Origin of the sequence: Polaribacter litorisediminis (assembly GCF_019968605.1) — a bacterium.
GTDB classification, from domain to species: Bacteria; Bacteroidota; Bacteroidia; order Flavobacteriales; family Flavobacteriaceae; genus Polaribacter; species Polaribacter litorisediminis.
This window is the reverse complement of record NZ_CP082966.1, coordinates 3,147,664-3,171,664: the sequence shown is the minus strand read 5'-3', so window position 1 is coordinate 3,171,664 and position 24,001 is coordinate 3,147,664. Positions and strand designations below refer to the sequence as shown.

17 protein-coding genes are annotated in these 24,001 nt (G+C 32.4%); 13 read left to right on the top strand and 4 right to left on the bottom strand.

What is annotated here, in order from left to right; all coding sequences use genetic code 11:
* Positions 1 to 9: 9 nt before the first annotated feature.
* Both K8354_RS13530 and alaS read right to left on the bottom strand, forming a co-directional pair.
* Positions 10 to 1,311 (bottom strand): protein kinase, encoded by a 1,302-nt coding sequence (locus tag K8354_RS13530; protein ID WP_223440981.1) that lies wholly within the window; start codon positions 1,309 to 1,311, stop codon positions 10 to 12.
* A 220-nt stretch (positions 1,312 to 1,531) separates the two neighbouring features.
* Positions 1,532 to 4,150, bottom strand: coding sequence for an alanine--tRNA ligase (alaS, locus tag K8354_RS13525; RefSeq protein WP_223440978.1), 2,619 nt, complete (start codon positions 4,148 to 4,150; stop codon positions 1,532 to 1,534).
* A 159-nt stretch (positions 4,151 to 4,309) separates the two neighbouring features.
* Between alaS and K8354_RS13520 the strand changes: the two genes are divergently transcribed.
* From K8354_RS13520 to K8354_RS13460, 13 genes are all read left to right on the top strand, one after another.
* Entirely contained in the window at positions 4,310 to 5,272 is a 963-nt protein-coding gene (locus K8354_RS13520) for a M23 family metallopeptidase (RefSeq protein WP_223440975.1), read from the top strand.
* 92 nt (positions 5,273 to 5,364) lie between these two features.
* On the top strand, positions 5,365 to 5,694 hold the full coding sequence (locus tag K8354_RS13515) for a MerR family transcriptional regulator (protein WP_223440972.1): 330 nt from the start codon (positions 5,365 to 5,367) through the stop codon (positions 5,692 to 5,694).
* Between the two features lie 161 nt (positions 5,695 to 5,855).
* On the top strand, positions 5,856 to 7,670 hold the full coding sequence (locus K8354_RS13510) for an acyl-CoA dehydrogenase family protein (RefSeq protein ID WP_223440969.1): 1,815 nt from the start codon (positions 5,856 to 5,858) through the stop codon (positions 7,668 to 7,670).
* Positions 7,670 to 8,443 (top strand): SDR family NAD(P)-dependent oxidoreductase, encoded by a 774-nt coding sequence (locus K8354_RS13505; protein WP_223440967.1) that lies wholly within the window; start codon positions 7,670 to 7,672, stop codon positions 8,441 to 8,443. Before K8354_RS13510 ends, K8354_RS13505 begins: the two co-directional genes overlap by 1 nt.
* A gap of 247 nt (positions 8,444 to 8,690) precedes the next feature.
* Positions 8,691 to 9,893 carry an exonuclease SbcCD subunit D C-terminal domain-containing protein gene (locus K8354_RS13500; protein WP_223440964.1) on the top strand — a complete coding sequence of 401 codons (1,203 nt, stop codon included), beginning with the start codon at positions 8,691 to 8,693 and terminating at the stop codon, positions 9,891 to 9,893.
* A gap of 11 nt (positions 9,894 to 9,904) precedes the next feature.
* Positions 9,905 to 13,558: an AAA family ATPase gene (locus K8354_RS13495; RefSeq protein WP_223440962.1), complete on the top strand. Its 3,654-nt coding sequence runs from the start codon at positions 9,905 to 9,907 to the stop codon at positions 13,556 to 13,558.
* Positions 13,559 to 13,805: 247 nt separating this feature from the next.
* On the top strand, positions 13,806 to 15,026 hold the full coding sequence (locus K8354_RS13490; protein WP_223440959.1) for an acyl-CoA dehydrogenase family protein: 1,221 nt from the start codon (positions 13,806 to 13,808) through the stop codon (positions 15,024 to 15,026).
* Complete coding sequence (locus K8354_RS13485) at positions 15,023 to 16,081, top strand: phosphotransferase family protein (protein WP_223440949.1); 1,059 nt, start codon at positions 15,023 to 15,025, stop codon at positions 16,079 to 16,081. The genes K8354_RS13490 and K8354_RS13485 overlap by 4 nt, the downstream gene beginning before the upstream one ends.
* Before the next feature lie 238 nt (positions 16,082 to 16,319).
* Positions 16,320 to 17,072 (top strand): SDR family NAD(P)-dependent oxidoreductase, encoded by a 753-nt coding sequence (locus K8354_RS13480; protein WP_223440947.1) that lies wholly within the window; start codon positions 16,320 to 16,322, stop codon positions 17,070 to 17,072.
* A gap of 70 nt (positions 17,073 to 17,142) precedes the next feature.
* Positions 17,143 to 17,754 (top strand): LemA family protein, encoded by a 612-nt coding sequence (locus K8354_RS13475; RefSeq protein ID WP_223440944.1) that lies wholly within the window; start codon positions 17,143 to 17,145, stop codon positions 17,752 to 17,754.
* Positions 17,755 to 18,192, top strand: a complete 438-nt coding sequence (locus K8354_RS13470; protein WP_223440942.1) for a TPM domain-containing protein — start codon at positions 17,755 to 17,757, stop codon at positions 18,190 to 18,192. It abuts the gene before it with no gap.
* Entirely contained in the window at positions 18,189 to 19,010 is an 822-nt protein-coding gene (locus K8354_RS13465) for a TPM domain-containing protein (protein WP_223440939.1), read from the top strand. The genes K8354_RS13470 and K8354_RS13465 overlap by 4 nt, the downstream gene beginning before the upstream one ends.
* A 68-nt stretch (positions 19,011 to 19,078) precedes the next feature.
* Positions 19,079 to 19,915, top strand: coding sequence for a hypothetical protein (locus K8354_RS13460; RefSeq protein WP_223440936.1), 837 nt, complete (start codon positions 19,079 to 19,081; stop codon positions 19,913 to 19,915).
* Here the strand turns inward: K8354_RS13460 and K8354_RS13455 are convergent.
* Together K8354_RS13455 and K8354_RS13450 are read right to left on the bottom strand one after the other, a co-directional pair.
* Positions 19,912 to 20,295, bottom strand: coding sequence for a DUF423 domain-containing protein (locus K8354_RS13455; protein ID WP_223440933.1), 384 nt, complete (start codon positions 20,293 to 20,295; stop codon positions 19,912 to 19,914). The two genes, K8354_RS13460 and K8354_RS13455, sit on opposite strands and share 4 nt — an antisense overlap.
* Before the next feature lie 9 nt (positions 20,296 to 20,304).
* The gene (locus tag K8354_RS13450) at positions 20,305 to 23,997 is read right to left on the bottom strand and encodes a metallophosphoesterase (protein WP_223440930.1); all 3,693 of its coding nucleotides are present in this window, start codon (positions 23,995 to 23,997) and stop codon (positions 20,305 to 20,307) included.
* Between the last annotated feature and the right edge of the window lie 4 nt (positions 23,998 to 24,001).

Here is a 24,001-nt window from a genome sequence, read left to right as displayed (position 1 = left end):
TTTACCAATTTAAAAGTGATTCAATTTGCCTAAAACTTCCGAAAAACTAGGGCGTAAACTAACTTCAGGAATTGTACAATCTATAATTAATTGTTGCCATTTGGTCAATAAATTTTCCTCAAGTTTGTTTTTATCTATTAAATTCCAAAGATCTTCTAATAAACATCCAAATGCCCTAATCTCAACTCGTTGAATAAGATGCGCTAAAGTTGAATTTATATCATAAAACATAGCAGCACCAAAATCTCCCAAAAGACATTCTCCTTGGGCGTTGACCAATATATTATGCGCATACAAATCCCCATGATTAATTCCCCGGCTATGCAATTGTGCAGCAGCAGACGCAATACTTTTCGCAACTTTGAGTGATTCTTTAGCTGTAAAAACAGTTTTTTCATCAAAAACATCTCTTGTACAAGTTTCTAAATTAGGCGGGTTTCCTAAATTGACAAATGAAGGAGATATGAGTTTCATTATAAGACCACTTTTTTGTTCAGGATGGCTTTTTATCTTTCCTAAAACTTCGATTAAATTTTGATGCGATCCTGCTGATATGGAAACTTCCATCTCATCCTCAGGCAATCCATCACTGGTTACAGCTCCTTTAAAAACCTTAACGGCTACATCTTCCTTTTTTAATGTCCAATGTGCTCTTGAAATCATGCCAGAGGCACCTTCTCCAAGTTGCTCTTTCAAAATGAAATTATTCCAATGAAAAGATTCGAAATCATTATTTTTTGGAACTTGATACGAAGCAGGATTTCCAGCAAAAGCCACCCAAGATAATTTTGGTAGTTGGAATAACCACTCCGGAATTGATTGGAGTTTGTTTGCCGAAATTCTTAAAAGTTCTAAATTTACGCAGTTTGCCATTTCAGAAGGTAATGCTTCAATTTGGTTGCCTGCTAAAGCGCATTTTTGCAACCAAAAACAAGTCCCAATACTTTTTGGTATTTTTTGAATGCGATTATTGGTTAAAATTAACCATCTTAATTTTGATGGAAAGGCATTTTCTGGCACGGTATGAATTTGATTGGATTTAAAACCAATCATCGTTAACTCAGGGCATTTTTGGAGCACTTTTGGAAATTCTTCGAAATTATTGTTTTCGAAAAATATAATTTTTAAACGCTGCAGTTGAGAGATACTTTCAGGTAACTCAGATAAATGGTTGTTCGATAAATCTAAAATCTCTAAAGTTTTTGCAAGCGATAAGATTTCTTCTGGAAATTGCTTTAGGCCACAAGCCAGTTTTAATCTTTTTGAACCCATTAGGCTTCCTGATCTTAATTCTTGTAAAGTATTTTTCATGCATCAAATAATAGTTTGCGAATATAACTATTATTGCGCCTTATTATCAGTAAAGACAATGAATTGTTATAGATGCTTAACAATTACTGATGATCAAATAGAAATAAACTTGTTCTCCAAATTCCGATACCCGAAAGTATTAATACAAGGATAGCGATGGTAACTACTAGAGCAAATATCAATTTCTGTCGATTTGTTTTCAAATGAACGTATTTAAAAATTACACCAAATAATCTTTTGCTTTTTCTAAAGCTTTAGGGATTCCGCCAGGATTTTTACCGCCAGCAGTAGCAAAGAAATTTTGACCACCTCCGCCACCATGTATTAGTTTTCCTAATTCTCTTACGACAGTTCCGGCATTATAACCGCGCTCATTTGCCAACTCTTTAGAAATGTAACATGTTAGCATTGCTTTGTCTTTTGATGGAGCGGTTGCAAATAATAAAAATAAATTTTGATATTCTTTACCGATGGCAAATGCTAAATTTTTTATTCCGTTTGCATCTAAATCTATTTTTGTTGCTAAAAATTGAACCCCATTAATTTCTTGTAATTGATTTTTAATTTCTCCGGATAAATTTTGAGCTTTTTCTTTTAATAATTGTTCCACTTGTTTTTGCAAAGCTATATTTTCGTCCTGTAATTTTTGAACTGCTTTTAATGGATTTTTTGCGTTGTTTAAAAGTTCTTTTACTGCTACTAAAACACTGTTATTTTCGGTGTAGAAATCTTTAACAGCGTCTTTGGTAATCGCTTCAATTCTTCTAATGCCGGCCGCAACTGCACTTTCAGATTTTATTTTAAAATGCCAAATATCACTAGTATTTTTTACATGTGTTCCACCGCACAATTCTACCGATTTTCCAAATTGAATGGCTCTTACGGTGTCTCCATATTTTTCTCCAAACAAAGCCATTGCACCATCATCAATTGCTTGTTGCATGGGTATATTTCTCTTTTCAACTAAAGGTAGTTTTCCAGAAATACGAGCATTTACAAAATTTTCTACATCTTGAATTTCATCCGAAGACATTTTAGAAAAATGAGAAAAATCAAAACGTACATATTTTGAGTTTACGGCAGAACCTTTTTGGGTTACATGAGTTCCTAAAACTTCTCTTAAAGCTTGATGTAATAAATGCGTCGCTGTATGGTTGCTTTCTGTTTTAGAGCGATGTTTTGCATCAACAATAGCTTTAAAACTAGTATCTAAATAATTAGGAAGGTTTTTAGTGAAATGGATGATTACGTTGTTTTCTTTTTTGGTGTCTAGGATGTAAATAATATCTCCATGCGTATCTTCTAAATATCCTTTGTCGCCAATTTGACCTCCACCTTCAGGGTAAAAAGGAGTTAAATTAAAGACCAATTGATACATTTCTCCATCTTTTTTAGAAGTTACTTTTCTGTATCTGGTTAGTTTTACATTCGCTTCTAGTAAATCATATCCTACAAATTCTTCAACTGCATCCTCCACTAAAATTGTCCAATCTTCTGTACTCATTTCACTGGCAGCACGCGACCTATTTTTTTGCTTTTGTAATTCTTCTTCAAAACCTTTTTCATCTAAAGTATAATTTTTTTCAGATAAAATTAAAGCCGTTAAATCTATCGGAAATCCGAAAGTATCATACAATTCAAATACTTTATGACCTGCAATTTTTTTGGTTTTTGAACTTGCTATAATACCATCTAACAAAACCAAACCTTGTTCTAAAGTTCTTAAAAAAGAAGTTTCCTCTTCCTTAATTACATTTTCAATTAGTTGTTTTTGACCCTTTAATTCAGGGAAAGCAGTTCCCATTTTGCTGCTTAAAACATTCACCAATCTATAAATAAATGGTTCTTTTTTATTTAAAAATGTAAATCCATAACGAACGGCTCGTCGTAAAATTCTACGAATTACATAACCAGCTCCGGTGTTGCTAGGTAACTGGCCATCGGCAATAGAAAAAGCAACAGCTCTAACATGATCGGCAATTACACGTGTGGCAATATCTTGTTCCTTATTAGAGCCATACTTGGTATTTGTAATGGTTTCTATTTCTCTAATAATGGGTGTAAAAACATCGGTATCGTAATTAGATTGCACGCCTTGTAAAACCATACACAAACGTTCAAAACCCATTCCGGTATCGATATGTTTGTGCGGTAATTCTTCTAAAGAACCGTTTGCTTTGCGATTGTATTGCATAAAAACCAAATTCCAGATTTCTACTACTTGAGGATGATCTTCGTTGATTAATGTTCGGCCATCTACTTTGGCTTTTTCTTCTGCAGAACGAATATCTACATGAATTTCAGAGCAAGGTCCGCAAGGCCCTTGTTCGCCCATTTCCCAGAAATTATCTTTTTTATTGCCTTTTAGAATTCTATCTTCAGCAATAAATTCTTTCCATAAATCGAATGCTTCTGTGTCCATTTTTAAATTATCAGCATCATTGCTACCTTCAAAAACGGTTACATATAAAATATCTTTATCAATCTTGTAAACTTCGGTCAGTAATTCCCAGGCCCAACCAATTGCTTCTTTCTTAAAGTAATCACCAAAAGACCAATTTCCTAACATTTCAAACAAAGTATGATGATAAGTATCGTAGCCCACTTCTTCTAAATCGTTGTGTTTGCCAGAAACACGCAAACATTTTTGAGAATCTGTAATTCTGTTACTTTTTGGTATTCCGTTACCTAAAAAATATTCTTTAAAAGGAGCCATCCCAGAATTTACAAACATTAATGTTGGATCATCTTTGGTTACCATGGGTGCAGAAGGAACAACTAAATGTGATTTTTTTTGAAAAAAGTCTAAAAAAGTAGCACGGATATCTTGAGATTTCATATATGAGAAGTTTCCAATAAGTGGAATTATGTTAATTTATTTTTAAAAAAAAGAGCTTAAAAAAAGCAGTTGTAAAACATTTTGTAAATTTACATGTTATTGTACCTAAGTTTTATCAAATTAAACCGCTAATACAACAAAAATAGTACATTTATCAATATGGCAAAAGTAAAATATTATTATGATGAGGATACGCTTTCTTACAGAAAAATTACTGTAAAAAAGAGTGATCATTACAGAAGAGTACTTTTTATTTTTTTAGGTGTTATATTAATTGCCTTTTTTGGATTCATTGGTTTTAGTCAAATTATTACATCACCGTCTGAACGTGCTCAAAAAAGAGAACTAGAAAACCTTCAATTTCATTATAAGTTGATTGATAAAAGATTAGAGGAAAGCTCTAAAATTTTAACACAGCTACAAGAAAGAGATAATAATATTTATAGAAGTTATTTCGAGGCAAATCCTATACCAGAAGAGCAACGTAAGGCGGGTTTTGGAGGCGTAAATAGGTATAAAAATTTAGAAGGATTTGACAACTCTAATTTGATCACAAAATTAACCAAAGAAGTAGATATTTTATCAAAACAAATGGTTGTGCAATCTAAATCTTTAGATGAAATAGTTGCTTTAGCAAAAGAAAAAGAAGCTATGTTGGCTTCTATCCCTGCAATTTTACCTATTAAAAAAGGAGATTTTTATGTAGCTTCTGGTTACAAAATGAGAATGCATCCTATTTTAAAAATTAATAAGTTTCATAAAGGAATGGATTTTACGGCACCCAAAGGAACCCCAGTTTATGCATCTGGAAATGGAGAAATATACAGAGCCCAAAGAAGCAGTACTTTTGGAAATGTAATTTATATAGACCATGGCTATGGTTATAAAACTATTTATGCGCATTTAAGTAAAATGGTTGTAAAACGAGGACAAGATATTAAGCGTGGAGATTTAATTGGTTATGTTGGTAATACAGGTTTATCGGTTGCCCCTCATTTACACTATGAAGTTCATAAAAATAATATTGCGTTAAATCCTATTAATTTTTATTATGGAGATTTGTCTTTAGGGGAATTTGCAAACCTGCAACAGGCATCTGAAGAAAGCCAATCTTACGATTAATAATTTTGTGAAAATGGTTAATTGTTGAATAGTTTAAGCGTATTTTTCAATTACACAATTACACAATTACACAATTACACAATTACACAATAATGCACATAGATCTACCCGAAAAGCGATATTATAAAATAGGAGAAGTTGCCGAAGCCTTTAAGGTAAATACTTCTTTGGTGCGTTTTTGGGAGAAAGAATTTTCGATTATTAAGCCAAAAAAAAATGCGAAAGGGAATCGACTTTTTACGCAAGAGGATATAAAAAACTTCAAATTAATTTTCAATTTAGTCAAAGAGCGCGGTTTTACTTTAGAAGGCGCAAAACAGAAACTCAAAAAAAATCCTGAAGGGGTGTATAATACTCACGAAATTATTAGTAGACTAGAAGCAGTGAGGGCAGAACTACAAAAAATTAAGAATCAACTTTAAGATTTAAATTCATATCATGAATTTCTCAAGTAAATTGTATCTACTTGAGAATGCATAGTTTTTCTATTTTGTTATGCGTGCATAGTAATTTTTAGTATATTTGAAGATATAGAAGCTGTTCAATCAGAATTTCTAAATATTCACGCTAAAATTTTAAGAAAATGCCAAAAAAGTATGTCGACATAGAAACACTAAAATATATTCTTTATGATATTCATAAATTAGAAAATTTACTATCAAGAGAAAGATTTCAAGAACATGATATGGAGTCTTTAGACTTGTTTATAGATTCTGTCAAAGAATTTTCTGACAGAGAGTTATATCCCTATTTTAAAGAAATGGATGAAACTCCGGCTTATCATAAGGATGGAACTGTTATTGTTCATAAGCAAGTTCAAAAAGTGATGCATCAATCGGGAGAAATGGGCATTATTGCCGCCCTTTTTGATTATGAGGATGGAGGTTTACAGATTCCATCATCTGTTTTTCATGCGGCTTTATATATTATGGATGCTGCAAATAATCATTTACCAGGGTATCCTAGTTTAACTTTAGGCGCTGCAGAATTAATCATAGAATTTGGTGCAGATGCTTTAAAAGAGACCTATGTTCCGAATATGTTATCAGGAGTTTGGGGAGGTACCATGTGTTTAACAGAGCCACAGGCAGGAAGTTCACTTTCTGATATTACCACAAAAGCAACGCCAACCGAAGACGGATTTTATAAAATTACGGGTCAGAAAATATTTATTTCTGGCGGCGATCATCAATTTGCAGAAAATATTGTGCATTTGGTCTTGGCAAGAATTGAAGGGGCTCCTCAAGGAACCAAAGGAATATCTTTGTTTGTTGTTCCAAAAAACAGACTAAAACCTGATGGATCTTTAACATATAATGATGTTATGACGGTTGCCGATTTTCAGAAAATGGGGCAAAAAGGGTATTGCACCACGCATTTAGGTTTTGGAGATCAAGACGATTGCAGAGGTTGGCTTGTTGGTGAAGAACATAAGGGTTTAAATCAAATGTTTTTAATGATGAATGGTGCTAGAATTGCTGTGGGCAGAGGAGCTGCAGCGATTGCAATGGCTGCCTACAGAACATCCTTGCAATATGCCAATGAAAGACCTCAGGGAAGAAAATTATCTGCCGATGGAAAGAAAAACCCGACTGAAAAACAGAGTTTAATTATAGAACATCCAGATGTTAGAAGGATGTTATTGTTGCAAAAATCGATTGTAGAAGGGGCTTTAAGTTTGGTTATGTTGGCTGCAAAATATCATGATATTGTAACCACAGCAACCTCAAAAGAAGAGAAAGAAAAGTATCATTTATTGTTAGAAATGATTATTCCTATTGTAAAAACATATCCATCAGAAGCAGGAGCAGAATCAGTCGATAATGGTTTGCAAGTTTTAGGAGGTTATGGTTTTTGTACCGATTTTTCTTTACAACAATATTATAGAGATATTCGAATTATGGCCTTATATGAAGGTACAACAGGAATTCAATCACAAGATTTGTTGGGTAGAAAAGTTACGCTACAAAATGGTATGGGTTTAGAATTGCTATCCGCAGAAATTTTGAAAACAATTATTGCTGCTTCAAATCATGAAGATTTAAAATCATACGCAACTACTTTAGGTAATAAATTACAGCTTTCTCAAAAAATATTGGGTAAATTAATGCCTTTTGCTAAAGAGGGAAATTACGAGCGCTATTTGGCAGACGCTAATTTGTTTATGGAGTATATGAGTATTGTGGTTTTAGGTTGGTTATGGTTAGAAATGGCTGTCGATGCTTCAGATAACTTAATTAATACGGATAGAAAATATTCAGCAATTTTTTATGAAAGTAAAATTCATACCATGAAATTCTACTTTAAATATGAAGTTCCGAAAACAAATGCACTAGCAGAATCTTTAATGAATAATGAAGTTTTAACCATTAAAAATGATAAAGAATATATTTTATAATGAATGTAAAACTACAATTTAATTTAGAAAATAAGGTTGCCATTATCACGGGTTCTAGCAAAGGAATCGGAAAGGCCATTGCAAAAGGATTGGCACAAAATGGCGCACAAGTTGTAATTTCTAGCAGAAGCCAAGAAGCCTGTGATGAAGTGGTTAAAGAGTTTAAAGCGGAAGGTTTGAAAGCAATCTCAATTGCCTGTCATATTGGGAAAGAAGAACAACGTAAAAATCTGATATCGAAAACAATTGAAGCTTTTGGGCGTATTGATATTTTGGTAAATAATGCTGCAATTAACCCGGTGTATAGTCCGATTGAAGAAGTAGATCCAGCAATTTTTGATAAAATTATGGAGGTTAATGTTAAAGCACCTTGGTCTTTGTCTAACTTGGTGTTACCACATTTTAAAACGAACAAAAAAGGAAGTATTATTAATATAGCATCCGTAGAAGCTTTAACGCCAGGCTTTGGCCTAGGAATTTATAGTACAAGTAAAGCTGCAATTTTAATGCTGACAAAAAATCAAGCAAAAGAATGGGGGCAATATGGTGTAAAGGCGAACGCAATTTGCCCAGGATTGATTAAAACAAAATTTAGCGCAGCGCTATGGCAAAACGAAAAAATGCTGCATAAGTTAGAAAAATCAATTCCGAGTGGTAGAATGGGAATGCCAGAAGAAATGGTAGGTTTGGCCTGTTTGTTGGCTTCGGATGCTGGCAATTATATGACAGGTGGCGTGTATACAGCCGATGGAGGTTATATGATTGCGGGTTAAAAATTATATATTTTCTTAAAATCAATAAAATTTATCCATTAGAAACAAGGTTAGTATTTGGATGTGCATAAAAATAATAGTTAATTTTTTAAAACTTTAAGTATTTTTGAGATCTAAAAATAGCGGGTAAAAACATCAATTTTCAATTCTTTGTTTTTATCTAAAATCATCCTATTTAAGGATGATTTATGGTTGTTAAACAGTCGTATCAAATAAAAAAATAAGCTAGAAAAACCCCAATAACTTTATGAAAATACTTCACACCGCAGATTGGCATTTAGGACACAGACTGCATGAAAATTCTCAATTTGAAGAGCAAACTTTGTTTTTAAAATGGATTGAAAACTATATCAACGAGGAAAAAATTGATGTGCTTTTAATTTCTGGTGATATTTTTGATTCGGGTTCACCATCGAATCAAAGTATGAAAATGTACTATAACTTTTTAATAAAATTAAAAACAACAACCTGTAAATTTATTGTGATTACAGGAGGAAATCACGATTCTGCAGGCATTTTAAATGCACCAAAAGAATTGCTAGAAGTACTTTCGATAAAAGTTGTAGGCAAGGCAACTGAAAATATAGTAGATGAGATTTTTGAGATTGATATCGATAACGAAAAGGTAATTATTGCTGCTGTGCCGTATTTGCGCGATGGCGATATTCGTCGTGCCGTTGCAGGCGAATCTTTTGAGGATTTAACTGATAAATACAAAACAGCATTAATTAATCATTATCAATTGGCGGCAGAACAGTGTAAATTGATCAATACAAAAAAGGTTCCGGTTATTGCCATGGGACATTTATTTGCAGTTGGAGGTACCATTTCTGATAGTGAACAAAATATTTATGTAGGAACTTTAGGCCATATTGGCGCAGCAGATTTTCCAACATATTTTGATTATATTGCTTTAGGGCATCTACATAGACCACAAATTATTGGCGGAAATGAAAAAGTACGCTATTCTGGTTCACCAAATATTTTAAGTTTTAGTGAGGTAAATTATGATAAAAAAATACTTGTTTTAACGGTAGAAGAAAGTAAAATAACAACGATTAAAGACGTTGTAGTCCCTTGTTTTAGAAATTTTTATTGCCTCAATGGAACCGTGAGTGAATGCATAGAAAAGTTTCCAGATCTTATTTCTAATGCCCATGAGTTAACACCTTGGGTTGAAATCATCTTAAACGAAAATCATACTATAAATACAAACGCGTTAAAAAAGGAGGCTGAAAAATATTCGTTTGAAATTTTAAAAACATCGTTAAAAAAACAGCAAACCAATATCGGAATTGAGGAGCTTTTAAAAAATACAAAATCTATTAAAGAATTGTTGCCAACAGAAGTCTTTAAATTAAAATGTAAAGAAATGGGTGTCAATTTATCCGAAAAGCCAAAAGTATCTGATGCATTTAATGAAATTTTACAAACTGTTAAAAACCAATAAGGTATTTTGTTATGAAAATTTTAAAAATAGAATTACAAAATATAAATTCACTAAAATCAGAGAAACCTATTCTGATTGATTTTGAAAACGAGCAATTCAGAGACGCTGGTTTGTTTGCAATTACAGGATCAACCGGAGCGGGAAAAACAACTATTTTAGATGCCATCACTATAGCTCTGTATCAAAGTGTTCCGCGTTTTAAGAATTCTAAAGGTAGTTTAATAGATGTGGTAAGTCATGGTGCCAATGATGCTTTTAGTAGAGTAACTTTCGAAAACGATCATTTGGTTTATGAGGCTTTTTGGGGAATGCGTTTGGCTTCTAAAGCAGGTAAAAAATTAAACAAGCCTATAGAGGAGGTAAGATTAAAAAACTTGACAAGTAAGGTTACTCTGGCCACTCAAAAAACGAGTTTAAAAGAAGAAATTTTAAGGGTTACGCAATTAGATTATAATCAATTTTTAAGATCGGTAATGCTGGCTCAAGGGGAATTTGCTTCATTTTTAACAGCGAAAGGTCCCGAAAAAGGAAAACTGCTAGAGCAAATTACAGGAGAAGAAATCTATAAGAAAATTGGGCAGGGAATTTCAGATAGAAAATCTAAAGAAGAAAGTCTTTTAAGAGATATTCAGGCTAAAATTAATTCGGATGATATGATATCTGAAGAAATGAAAATTGAATTAAATCAAAAAGATAAAGTATTAGATGCTGAAATTCTACGGACAGAAAAAGAGATAGAAGCAATTCAGTTTGCTGTAAATTGGTATGTAAACTTTAAAAAATTGGCAACTGATTCTGTACAATTAGAAGCAGTTGATGAAGTATTAAAAGCTGATTTTATATATCATAAAAATGATTTTCAATTATTAGATATCCACGAAAAAGCAGCACAGTTTCAAGAATTAATTCAAAATTTAAATAGAAATGAGAAATCTCGCACCGACAACATAAACCAAGGTATTGATTTAAAAAATCAATTATCTAAATTAAAACCACAAATTGAAAGTATAGAGCAGCAAACTACAAAAGAAGCGATATCATTAGAAAATTCTGAAAAGGAATTTCGTGATTGGTTGCCAAAATTTGACTTGGTTACGGAACTAGACAGCAAGCTTAAGAATGAAGCCGAAAACAGAAAAAAAACATCAGATAAATTAGAAGAATTAATTCAACAAATTAGTTCTTTGAAAGCTACTAAAGCAAAATTATCAACTGAATTGAATGAAAAAAAAGGCTATATAAAAAAGGGGGAAGCGTATGTAGCTAGTCATAAATTTTTAGAGGAAGTTGATGCACAAATATCAAATTGGACAACAGATTTAATCACGTTAAAAAACAATAAGGAAACTGTAAAACAAAATTTGTTGTTTGTTGATAGCCAGCAAAAAAAGCTAGAAATTACCCAATCTGAATTTTTAAAAAACAAGAAAAATCTCGATGAAAAGCTGCGTGAAATTGAGAAGGATGAGAAGGAGTTTACCCTAATTAATCTAGCATTAGAGAAACATAATTTAACGAATTTATTGGCGGAAAAAGATAAAGTATCAGCCACTGAATCCAATTGGAAGCAATTTCAAAATTTATCAGAACAATATCAAAAAGAGTTTAAAGAAAAAGATGCTTCTACAAAGAGACAGCATGCTTTTGTTAAATCATTAGAAAGTATTCAAAAGGAAATTATCGATTTTGAGAAGCAAATTAAAAAACAAGAAACGGCTGTTTTGGATGCAGAGAGAATCTTAAATTTAGAAAAAAGTATTGCGAAATATGAAGAGGATCGACAAAATTTAGTAGTTGGAGAACCTTGCAGTTTATGCGGTTCTACAGAGCATCCTTTTGCAGTACATCTAGACACTATTGGTGTTTCAAAATCGGAATTAGAGTTTCAGAACCGTAAAATTGAATTAGAAAAAATAAAAGAATCTAAAGCTGATTTAGATAAAAAGGAGGTTAGTTTACAAACTGAAATTGTTGGGATTACAAAACGAATTAAATCGATTGTTAAAGAAATTACGAGCATTGAATTAGAGGCGTCAAAATTAAATATGGATTGCGAATTAACAAATAAACCTCGTATTAAAACTGTATTAGATGCATCCACAGAAAAGATAAAACTTTTAAATATTCAAATTACAAGTGCTCGAAAATTGCAAATTCAGAAGGATAAAGCCGATACGATTTTGACGGGTAAAAGACAATCTACAGAAGCTTTAAAAATAAAAGATATCGCTTTCATAGAAAAGATAAAACACATAGAATTAGATATTCAGGATAAACAAAAATTGATTGAGGAAGGATTAAAGTCTTGTGAAATTTTAGAGGATAGTTTGCGAGTTAAATTATCTAAATTCGAATTCAAAGTACCTTCAATAGAACAAACGAATAGGTTTATCGATGAAATTGAAAGCGAAATTAGACGCTATAAGATTGCTCAAAAGAAGTTAGATGCCTTAAAAGCGAACGTTGCGGTTATCAATACTAATTTGGTGAATAATCAAAAACAATTAGAAATTCATTTTAAAACTGAAAAAGATTGTAAAGAATCGATCGAAAAATCTGAGGTTACTTCTAGATATTTAAAAAATGAACGCGTTGCTATTTTACCCATGAATATATCGGTTGAAACAAAAAGAAAAAGTTTACAAGCTGTTAAAAAACAGTTGACGGATAAATTAGAAGAAAGTAAAAAGGAGCGGCAAAACCTATTAGACGTTAAAACTAACAAGGAAGCTCTAAAAATTGAAAATGAGAATGCTCAAAAGAAGTTAAAAGAAGAGTTCATTGTTTGGTCTACCTCACTAGCTTCACAACTAGAACATAGTGATTTGAATTCGAAACAAGATGTTGAAAATGCTTTGTTGCATAAAGAAGATATCTTAAAATATACTGAAAATAAAGAAGGTTTAAAAAAGCGACAACTTCGATTAAAAACATTACAGGAAACAAATTTAAAGGATACAGCAGATTTAAATGCCTCCAAAAATTTTGAAATTTCAGAAGAAGAAAGTAAGCTTACTTTAGAGAAATTAAAAAGTAAAAACAAAGACTTATCAACGGAAAAAGGTAAAATATTTGAAGCATTTAGAAAAGACCAAGAAATTAAAAATAGGAATCAAGAAATCTATAAAAAAATAACAAATCAAGAATTAATTTGCGATGTTTGGAAAGAATTATTTCGAATTATAGGAAACTCAAAAGATGCGTTTAACACCTATGTGCAAAGACTTACTTTAAAGCATTTATTAGATTTGGCGAACATACATTTATTGAAGTTAAACAAACGATATTCTTTAAAAATGGAAGAAGTTTACAAACCAAAAGAAGAACTTAATTTTAATTTAATTGATCATTATCAAACAGATCAAGCAAGGTTAGTAGATACTTCAAGTGGTGGAGAAAAGTTTATTATTAGTTTGGCTTTGGCATTAGGATTGTCTGATTTGGCTAGTAAAAATGTAAAAATAGATTCTTTATTTATCGATGAAGGATTCGGCACTTTAGACAATAAAACGCTAGAAACCGTTATTGCTACTTTAGAGACTTTGCAATCAGAAGGCAAATTAATTGGCATTATTTCACATGTAGAAAATTTAAAAGAACGGATTCCAACCCAAATAAAAATCACAAAAAAAAGTAACGGAATTAGTACAGTTGCGCTGATATAAAAAGTGAAATTCTCAATAGATTATATTTTAGAGTGTTAATGTCATAATTTTTTGAGTTATATTGTACTATCCGTTTTGTATTTAAAAAATACAGTGCAAACTCGTGTATAAAAATTTTATCGAGTAGTATTAATCATTAAAATATTTTTTGATGAAATTAAAGAACGCAGCTCTCGAGAGGTAAATATTATTTAAATTATGAATAAGGTCATGACTGCGCGAGACCGGATAAATTAGATGGTAAGCTATGAATTTTAAATATTCAGAAAAATCAATTCAATTACAACAAAAGTTAACTGCTTTTATAGAAGAACATATTGTTCCTGTAGAAGAAGAATTTATTGCTTTTCAAAATGATGTAGCGAATCTATGGAAACGTTTCCCTAAAACAGAAATGCTAAAACAAAAAGCCAAAGAAGCGGGTTTATGGAACTTATTTCTTCCAAAAGAGTACGGAGATTTAAGTCCAGGATTTACCAATTTAGAATATGCACCATTAGCAGAAATTATGGGAAAGAAAATCTGGATTTCAGAAATTTTTAACTGTTCTGCCCCTGATACAGGAAATATGGAGGTTTTAGCAAAATACGGAAGTGATGCTCAAAAGCAACAATGGTTAACACCTTTACTAAACGGAGAAATTCGTTCTGCTTTTTTAATGACAGAGCCACAAGTAGCCTCTTCCGATGCTACAAACATCGAAACTTCGATTGTTTTAGAGGGTGATGAGTATGTGATTAATGGTCACAAATGGTGGTCTTCAGGAGCCATGGATCCGCATTGCGAAATAGCCATTGTCATGGGTAAAACAAATCCGGATGCACATAGGCATCAGCAACAAAGCATGATTTTAGTGCCTATGAATTCAAAAGGATTAAAAATTATAAGACCACTTGCTGTTTTAGGTTTTTATGATTCGCCAGAAGGACACGCGGAAATTATTTTAGAGAATGTTAGGGTGCCAAAAGAAAATTTAATTCTGGGAGAAGGTAGGGGTTTTGAAATTGCGCAAGGACGTTTAGGTCCGGGCAGAATTCATCACTGTATGCGTTTGGTTGGCATGGCGCAATATGCTCTAGAATTGATGTCTCAAAGAACTTTAGAAAGAGAAACTTTTGGCAAGAAGTTTTATGAGTATAGTAGTATTCGTCAAGAAATTGCAAAATCTGCCTGCGAAATTGAACAAGCAAGACTGTTAACGCTATCCGCAGCCGATAAAATGGATACGGTAGGAAATAAAGAGGCAAAAGATATTATTGCAATGATTAAAATTGTGGCTCCAAATATGGCGCAAAAAGTAATCGATAGAGCGATGCAAGTTTTAGGCGGAAAAGGTGTTGGGCAAGACACGTATTTACCACATTATTTTGCGGTTGCAAGAATGTTGCGTTTGGCAGACGGACCCGATGAAGTGCACATGTATCAACTCGGTAAAAGTTGTATTAAAAAATACGGGAATAACGTATGAGCAATCAAAAAGTAAGAAAAGGCGAAGAATTAAATGACGTTTTATTAAAGAAATATCTTCAAGAAAACGGACTGATCAGCACTGTGGAAAGTGAGTTAGTTGTGCAGCAATTTACACATGGATTTTCTAATTTAACCTATCTTTTAAGTATTGAAGAAAAAGAATATGTTTTAAGAAAACCACCTAAGGGCGCAATCAAACGAGGTCATGATATGCATCGAGAATTCAAAGTGCAAAGCGGGGTAAACAAAGCATTCTCTAAAGTGCCAAAAATGTTTACTTTTTCTGATGATGAAATGATTTTAGGAAGTGATTTTTATATCATGGAAAAGGTAGAAGGCATCATCTTAAATTATAAAGAAGCACATCAACGAAATATAGCGGCAGAAGATTATAAAACGATTGCTGATTCTTGGTTAGATACTTTAGTAGCATTGCATGCCATAGATTATAACGCGATTGGTTTGGCCGATTTAGGGAAACCTGAAGGATATGTGCAGCGACAAGTTTTTAATTGGGGGAAGCAATATATTAAAGCAAAAACAGCCGAAAATCTGGAAGCCGAAATGGTCATGGAATGGATGGAAGCGCATCAACCAAAAGCATACGAACATTGTTTAATTCATAATGATTTTAAATATGATAATGTAGTTTTTAAAGACGATTCTTGGCAAGAAGTTGCGGCTGTTTTAGATTGGGAAATGGCAACTTTAGGAGATCCTTTTATGGATTTAGGAACTTCTTTGGGATATTGGACGGTGGCAACAGATCATGATTTTGTGAAACAAGGAATCCCTTCCCCAACTATTTTCGAAGGAAATCCGATTCGCAGTGAAATTGCAAAAATGTATCTGCAAAAATCAGGTAGAAATACAGCGCATCTAGTGTTTTACTACGTTTTTGGTTTGTTTAAAATAGCTGTAATTGCACAACAAATATATTATCGATTTTCCAAAGGTTTTACTACAGATGAACGATTTTCAAACTTAAATAAAGCATCGGAATTGTGTTGTAAATTGGCTTTAAAAGCAATTCAAACCAAATCGATAGATTAGTAAGTCATCCTATGTTTTTAAAATAGAATATTGTGTTTTAAAAAACTATTAGAATTCTATAAAAGTCAAAAGAAATTAAAAAAAGGAATTATAAATTTCAATAATTTTTAATAAAATTCCTTAGCTTCATTAATAAAAACTAATATGCGTTAGGGATTGAAGCGGCATCCTTTTTGCTTTTCGCAAAAAGATATAGTGTAAAGCCCGACCTTTTTAGGGAACGCCCAAATTAATAAATATGAAAGTTAAAAACAAGATTGTAATTATTACAGGAGCAGGTTCTGGTATCGGGAAGGCAACAGCAATTCATTTTGCAAAAAAGGGAGCAACGGTGGTCGTTTCTGACATCAATTTAGAAAAAGCACAAGAAGTGGCTGAAGAAATTGTAACAAATGGAGGGAAATCGCTACCTATAAAAGCGAACGTTGCAAAGTTTGAAGAAGTAGAAAATTTAATACACACAACGGTAGAACAGTTTGGTCGTTTAGATGTCATTGTCAATAATGCCGGAATCGGTCCTAATTTGTTAAAGACACACGAATCATTATTAAAAGATTGGAATCGCGTAATTTCAGTAAATCAAACTGGCGTTTTTTATTGCATGAAAGTAGCTTTGACCCAATTCTTAATACAAGGTTATGGCAATATTGTAAATATTGCTTCTTTAGCAGGTTTAAAAGCATCACCCAATAATATTAGCTATAGTGCCAGTAAATTTGCAGTAGTTGGGATGACAAAATCAGCAGCGATGGAGTATGCCTCCAAAAACATACGTATAAATGCGGTGTGTCCTGGTTATACAGAATCTGCTTTGTTAAATCAATTACTCAATGCAAAACCAGAAATGGATGCCATTTTAAAAAGTGTCATTCCCATGAAACGATATGGAAAAACTGAGGAAATTGCGGATGCGGTGGTTTGGTTAGCTTCTGATAATACAAAGTTTATTACAGGACAAACCATCACATTAGATGGCGGAACATCGCTCTAAAAATTGACGAGAATATTTAGTAAATTTGTATAAATAAAAATATCATTCAAAAAAATAAAAATTAGAAATTATGAAAAAATGGTTAATTCCCGTAATAATAATTGTGGCAGTCGCCTTCGGATTTTACAGTTGGGCAAAAGGATTTAATAACAATGCTGTGATTTTGCAAGAAGATGCAAAAACAACTTGGTCTAATGTAGAAAGTGCCTATCAAAGAAGAAATGATTTGATAGGAAATTTGGTAAAAACAGTGCAAGGTGCTGCAGATTTTGAAAAAAGTACCTTAACAGATGTTATTAATGCAAGAGCAAAAGCAACTTCTGTAAATATTAATGCTGATAATTTAACACCTGAAAAAATGGCGCAGTTTCAGCAAGCACAATCTGGATTAAACGGAGCATTGTCTAAATTATTAGTTTCTGTAGAACGGTATCCCGATTTAAAAGCGAATCAAAATTTTTTAGAATTACAAAGTCAACTAGAAGGAACTGAAAACAGGATTAATGTTGCCAGAGATCGTTTTAATGAAGGTGTTAATAATTATAATAAACATATTAAAATCTTTCCGAACTCTTTATTAGCAGGGATCTTTAATTTTAAAGAAATGAATCGTTATCAAGCAAATGCGGGATCAGAAAATGCACCGGATATCAATTTTGATTTTAATAATAAAAAAGAATAAATGTCTAAAGTAGAAGAATTTCTTACCCAAAAAGATGAAGAAGAGATTGTTTCTGCTATTCAAACTGCAGAGAAAAATACTTCTGGTGAAATTCGTGTGCATATTGAAGCTTCCTCAGAGAAAGACCACTATGAACGTGCGTTAGAAGTGTTTTATCTCTTAAAAATGGAGGCTACCAAAGATGCAAATGGTGTTTTAATTTATGTAGCCGTACATGATAAAAAATTTGTAATTTGTGGAGATGAAGGCATCAATAACGTGGTGCCTAAAGATTTTTGGAATGCAACAAAAGATAGGATTCAGCATCATTTTAAAAAAGGGAATTTTAAACAAGGTATTGTTGCAGGAATTTTAATAGCTGGTAAAGAATTAAAAGCTCATTTTCCGTATCAAACCAATGATACCAATGAACTTTCTAATGAGGTTTCTAAAGGATGAAAAATTTAATTGATAGTTCTCGGTTAATCGTTATTGGTAAAAAGATTATCTTTTTATTTGCCTTTATTAGTGCCTTAAATGTATGTTCTCAAGGATTTAAAATTCCTGAAAAACCAAAGTTTCAAACGAGTATATATGATTATGTAAACTTACTTTCGGATGCACAAAAAAACCGTTTAGAAAATAAATTAATCCGTTATTCAGATACCACTTCGACACAAATTGTGATTGCTATTATCGCATCTACCGAAGGGGAGAATATCAGCTATTTAGCCGCCAATTGGGGCGAAAAATGGGGAATTGGCGATGCAAAAAAAGACAATGGCGTTTTAGTTGTATTGGCTAAAGATGACAAGAAAATAGCCATCCAAGTAGGAAAAGGTGTTGAGTATGTATTAACAGATTTTCAATCGAAAAGAATTATTGAAAGGGTTATGATCCCCGAATTTAAAAAAGGCGATTTTTATAGCGGTTTAGATAGGGGAGTCGACTATATTTTTAAAACGTTAAACGGCGAATTTACAGGAACCCCTAAAAAAAATGAGAAAGGTTTTGATCCTGGAGTGCTCGTTTTTGTCATCATTATTATCATTATCGTTCTTTTAATTTCTAGAGGAAACAAAAACAATAAAGGAGGCGGAAGAGGTTTTAGAAGAGGTTCACTCGCAGATACTATTTTTACTGCCATAGTTTTAAGTAACTCTGGCAGAAGTGGCGGTTTTGGAGGTGGTTTTGGCGGTTCTTCAGGCGGAGGAGGCTTTGGAGGTGGTTTTGGCGGTGGAAGTTTTGGTGGAGGCGGAGCTTCTGGCGGATGGTAATTTAATTTTTTACACAGCTATTTTATAAATAAAATAAAAATTTTTATTAAAGTTTTATGATAAGAAAAATGGTCGTTTTTTTTACTTTTATGATAGTTGCTAGTTGTCAAAATTTTGGGCAATTAAAGATTCTAGCAGATTTGCCCAAAAGTTTAAAAGAAGTTTCTGGAGTAGAATTTGAAGTGAAGTCGGATTTTATTTGGATGATAAATGATGGTGGGAACCAGCCAAAATTATTCGCTGTTTCAAAAAAAGGTAAGATTAAAAGAGAGATTTATGTAAAAACTAAAAATCGTGATTGGGAAGATTTAACTTCAGATGAAAAAGGCAATATCTATATCGGTGATTTTGGGAACAACTTAAGTAAAAGAAAGAATTTAAAAATCTTAAAAATTGATAAGAAGTATTTAAATAAAAAAAGTGCTGAAGTAGAAAAGATAGAATTTGAGTATGAAAATCAAGAAAAATTTTCATCTAAAAAGAAAAGCTTACTTTTTGATGCAGAAGCCTTTTTTTACTTTAAAAATTACATCTATATTTTTACAAAAAGTAGAGTTAAGAAAAAATATGGAAGAACTTTTCTCTATAAACTTCCTGCTAAGAAAGGAAATCATGTTGCAAAATTAATCGGAGAATATAAAAATTGTAAAGATTTAAAATGTTGGATAACTTCAGCAGATATTTCTGATGATGGCACAAAAGTGGCTTTATTATCTCAAAGAAATGTTCTTATTTTTTCAAACTTTAAAGAAGATGACTTCTTTTCAGGAACTGTTGAAGAAATTGAATTAGAGCATAAAACTCAAAAAGAAGGAATCTGTTTTAAAGGATCCAATAAATTGCTTGTTACCGATGAAAAAGCGGGTGGAGAAGGTGGTAATTTGTATGAAATTACCATCAACTAGTACGGAAAGAAAAATTTCCAAATCAATAGTGCCCAGCCTACAACCAAAAATAAACCTCCTAAAGGGGTTATGGGGCCTAAAAACTTTAATTTCTTATGGTTTGCAGATGAAATGACCAAACCATAAATAGAAAAAGAAAACAGAAAAGTTCCTATTATAAAAGCATACATCATAGAGTTGTCAAAGGCGGTACTTGTCTTTAAATTAAAACCTAAAACAAGTAAAAGTATGCCATGATACATTTGATATTTTACACCGGTTTCAAAACTTTGTAATTGATCTGAAGTAAGTTTTTTCTTTAGTAAGTGCGCGCCAAAAGCGCCAAATATAACGGCTGTAAGTCCAAATAAAGAACCAAAAATTAATGCTATTTGTGTCATTGTAAAATATTAAAATTCAAATCCGAATGAAAAGGCTAATCTTAAACCGTCATCACTATTAAAAACAGCAATGTTTCCAGAAACCATATTGGCGGCATTAAAGAAAACGCCACCTCCAGCAGAGGTGTTTAGTTTTTTGTTTATAAATAAGGTATTTAGGGTTAAGCTTTCTTGTCCCCAAACACGTCCATAATCAAATCCTCCAAAAAGGCCAACATCCAAAGGGATTAAACTTGTTTTAAAACTTCTTAAATTTAAACGAATATCAGAACTATGGTAAAAGGAATTTTTACCTGTAAAACGCTGATTTCTGTATCCTCTTAAGCCGTCATTCCCTCCAATACTGGCGGCTTGATAAAATTCATAAGTGTCACCAAAAGTAAAATGACTTTTTAGTTTTGTGGCGAATACCAATTGCCCGCTAGCCACCAACTTGTAATCAAAAGAAATTGACGGAATTAGATATCCAAAATGGTTGGTATTGTTAATGTTTGTAGTATAACCCGCAAAGATCTCCGTTTTCATACCCATGGTTGGAAAAGCGCGATTATCTATATTTTCAAATTGATAACTCCCCTCTGTATTTATAAATTCTTGATGTTCAAAAATAGCATTGCTCGCCGAGAATTGACTGTTTACAAATCGATTTGGTGTATTTTCTACCCTAATGGTTTGATATTTTACACCGAGCTTTATTTTTGCATCTAAATCACTCTTCCATTGTATAAAAGTACCTGCAAATAGTTTACTTATTCTTACTCTGTTATAATCCTCTTCTTCGATATCATTGGCTTCTGGATTGGGGGAGTTATTGCCTACACCAAAATAATTTATTGCAAAATTAGGACTCGTAAAAGTTGCGTTTACACCAAAATTCCAGTTTCCAAAAATGTTCGCGAATTCAGATGAGTGATCAAGTTCAAAACCATTCGTTGCAAAATAATAGGCGCCAGCAAGCGAATGTTGAGAAGTAAAAGGATTTCTTTCAAAACCATAAGCGGTATATGTGTTTGCAAATCCAATTTTAACGCCATCGTCAGGATTATAGCCAATAGTTGGCGTAATTACATTTCTACTGCTTTTTAATTTTTTGTAATCGTACACATTTGTTTCGTAATCATCTGTTAATTTTCTTCTTCCTTTTTTGGTTTTAAAAGTGTTTTTCTTTGATTTAAAATCATAAATAATTACGTTTTTACCATTTAGAATGGTGTATTTGTCATTATTCTGACCACCGATAAGTCTTAATTTTATTAGATTGTTGCCATCACCTTTTACAATAAATTTATCTTCATCATCTAAACCATAAATCCAAATTTCTTTGGTTTCCGATGTATGATAAATGCGCTCAAGGAACACATTATTTTTATCACCTTTTTTTATGGTGTAGGCAGTAATTTTTGTTTGTCCATTTGGCAATCTTTCAATTTCAAACCAATCATCTTTTTGAGTTCCTCTAATTACCTGAAACTTATTGACAACATTAAAATAGTTATCAGAAATTATCTGTAAATTACGTCTTCTGCCTTGTAATTTTCTTTTTATTTGTGCTATCGTTTCATCATTTACTTCCTCAGGAAAACCGGTAAATGCATCCTCAATAACCGCATCTGTAATATTATTTTGAATACCTTTAACTTGTTGGTCCCATACATTTTTACCAGATCTAGAAATTAACACCATATCTAAAGGATAGGGTTCTAAATTAAACCATTTAGGGCTTTTTAACTCTTCGCTATACGATTTCATTAAACGCAATGTAGGTATCAATTTTGTAGCGGTATTTAACAAAGCACCATCACCAAAAATAGAAAAGGCTTGATCTCGATCTCTTGGAATTGGTCTATAAACTACTTGCTTTTTTTCTTTAAAAACCGCCCATCTCCATTGATCTTCATGACGGTCCCAATCACCAATTAACATATCAAATAAGCGCGCTTTTATGTAGGCTTCTTCATCTAAAATATGGTCTTCATTTTTATTTAAATTCATCAATAAATCATCGGTGCTAATTACGGTATCAGAAAAACCAAAGCTCGCTTTGTCTCCATGTCCAGAAGCTGCACGTTCTTCAATCATATATAATTCATCACCGAATTCATCATTAAATTGTCTTAAACTATTTTGTTTGGGAATATAGTATAAAACAGGATTTGTGTGATATAAGCCAATGGCATCAGATAATTTTCCAATGGTAAAAGGAGCATAAGGATGCGAACCTGTAAAAACATCAGACAATAAATTTTCTGTAGTTGTATCATCAAATTGCCCTTCTATATATTGATCTTTAAAAGCCACAGCTTGCAAATATTGCACGGCATTTTTTCGCAAAGCGCGCATCACATATTCGCGCCCTTTTTTATCTTTTAATCGTAAAGATTTAGATTGATGTCCTCCACCTTTTCTAACAGGTTTTAATCCGCCAAAAAGTGTGTCTAAATTTACTGTAGGTGCATGTACTTCTGTGCCAAAATATTTGCGATACCGTTCTCCCCATAAATAGCGATATGTTTTGCTTTTAGTTACTTCTTCTTGCGTGTAAATTGAAGCCTTTTTTCCGGTTATTTCTTTATTTGTAAATGCTTTAAAGACCTTTTTTTCATCTGCTTTTAACACTTGGGTTTGGTATACAATTTTGTCGTCTTTTACCGTAAAAAAGCGAACCTCTGAAGATCCGTTTTCATAAATGTCTAATATGGCAAAACCTTGCGCACCATACGTAAATTTTGCACCGCCAGATAATTTGGTTGCCTTTGTTTTAGAGCCAGAGCCACTAACAATTTGCGGAATATTATCTTGTACTATGTACTGTAAATTATGGTCATGACCAGAAACAAAAATAATTTTGTCATTTTCTTGAGACAAAGTTACAATGCGTTTTTTGAGCTCATTATATTTTTTATTTTGGATGTCTGCATTCGAAATTCCTGAGGTTTTACGAAGTATATTTTTCATCGTACCTAAAATTGGTAAAGGACTTAAGTGGCTACGAAAAGAAAATTTACCACCATGAGAGCCGCTGGTAAACATGGGGTGATGCATGGCAATAATTGTTGTTTTTCCTCTTGCTTTTTTTATCATTCCTTCAAATTCATCAAAGAATTTGCTTCTTGTTTTAATTTCACAATGATCATTGATCGTTGGGTGATTGTCCCAATTTGTTACATACCATTGGGTATCTACAATAATTAAAACGATGTTTTTAGAAATGTCTACTTGTGCTAACGGGCAACCATTTTCTGGAAAAAAAGAATTTTTTCCCAACTCTTTTTTTACCAATTCTTCTTCTCTTTGCAGGCCCTCTAAACCATGATACCAATCATGATTTCCAGGGATAAAAATTGATTTTCCTTTAAATTTTTCGGCAACTTTAGTTTGTGCTTTAATTCTTCTTTTTGCTAAAGGATATTTTTTAGATTTTTTCTTGGGAATTCCGCTTTCATACACATTATCACCTAAAAAAAGTAAGGTAGATTTTTTAGAAGCGCCTTTCATTTTCTTTCTTAAATAGATTAAAGCGGGCGAATCTTTAGTTAAAGTAGAATTTCCTGCATCACCAATTAAATAAAAAGAATGTACCAATTTTGAGCTGTCTTGTTTCTCTTCAAAAACTTCATTTTCTGCCACTTGCATTTTTAAAGTAGCACAAGCAGAAATACAAAGAAGTAGGATAAAAAATAAGAAGTATTTGAATAATTTCATAGGA